The organism is Enterobacter sp. PP-008-ECC_S150 (assembly GCF_045257065.1).
Lineage (GTDB): Bacteria > Pseudomonadota > Gammaproteobacteria > Enterobacterales > Enterobacteriaceae > Enterobacter > Enterobacter chengduensis.
The window spans coordinates 1-1,097 of record NZ_JBJHHG010000068.1 but is presented as its reverse complement, the minus strand read 5'-3'; the positions used below and the strand labels follow the sequence as shown (position 1 = coordinate 1,097).

Below are 1,097 nucleotides of genomic sequence, written 5' to 3'. Positions count from 1 at the left end.
AAAAATGCGCAGGACATCGGGCAGGTTCAGACCAGCGTTAATGAACTTTCTAGCACGGTTGGTGACGTGTCGTCTTCCCTCTCACAGCTTGAGCAGACCGTTGCGACGGCTGATACCGCGCTAGGCCAGCGAATCGACAGTATCAGCGTGTCTATGGATGGAATGACGGGAGGAGTGAAAAACTCGGCAATTGCGATAATCCAGGCCAACCTCGCTCAGGTGGCCACGCGTAAAACTCTGTCAGCTTCTGTTGCAGGTAACAGCGCACAGCTGGACCGCATTGATGAGGTGATCGTCACTGAGAAGGAAGCAACAGCACGTGCATTGCTGAGCATGCAGACGAACGTCAACGGTAATACAGCCTCCATCAACAGCATGAGCCAGACGGTTTCGAATTATCAGCAGGCCACGGCCACGCAGATAAACGCCATAACGGCGACCGTCAATGGACATACAGCCTCTATAACCACGAACGCCCAGGCCATTGCGAACGTAAACGGCCAGCTCAGCGCGATGTACAACATCAAAGTTGGGGTAACGAGTAATGGGCAGTATTACGCCGCAGGGATGGGGATCGGGGTGGAAAATACGCCATCAGGGATGCAGTCGCAGGTAATCTTCCTGGCCGACCGTTTTGCCGTCACTACTCAGGCAGGTGGTACAGTTACGCTGCCTTTTGTGATCCAAAACGGGCAGACCTTTATCAACCAGGCATTCATCGGTACGGGGTGGATTCAGAATGCGATGATCGGCGATTACATCCAGTCAACGACATGGGACGGAACCGGGAACGTCGGCTGGCACATCAACAAATCGGGTTATGCCGTTTTCAATAACGTCACCATTCGTGGAACGGTGATCGCAACTGACGGCGTTTTCAAAGGTGCGGTTGAGGCCACGAGTTTTATTGGCGATATAGCAAACATGGGGATAGGCGCTGACGTGAATATTTCCGGCGGCGGGGTTGCGACACAAACAATCACGTTTAATGATTCCGGATCATCAGCACTCTCTAAGTCTGCACTTCTTGAAGCGTTGATTTTTGTATCTTCACTTTCAGGAACCACCACGGTATCTATCACTCTCAATATCAACGG

General features: G+C 52.1%; 1 protein-coding gene. It reads left to right on the top strand.

Annotated elements, in window-relative coordinates:
* Positions 1-1,097, top strand: a 1,097-nt coding sequence (locus ACJBF3_RS26035) for a DUF1983 domain-containing protein (protein ID WP_406545302.1), incomplete at both ends; no start/stop codon positions are given.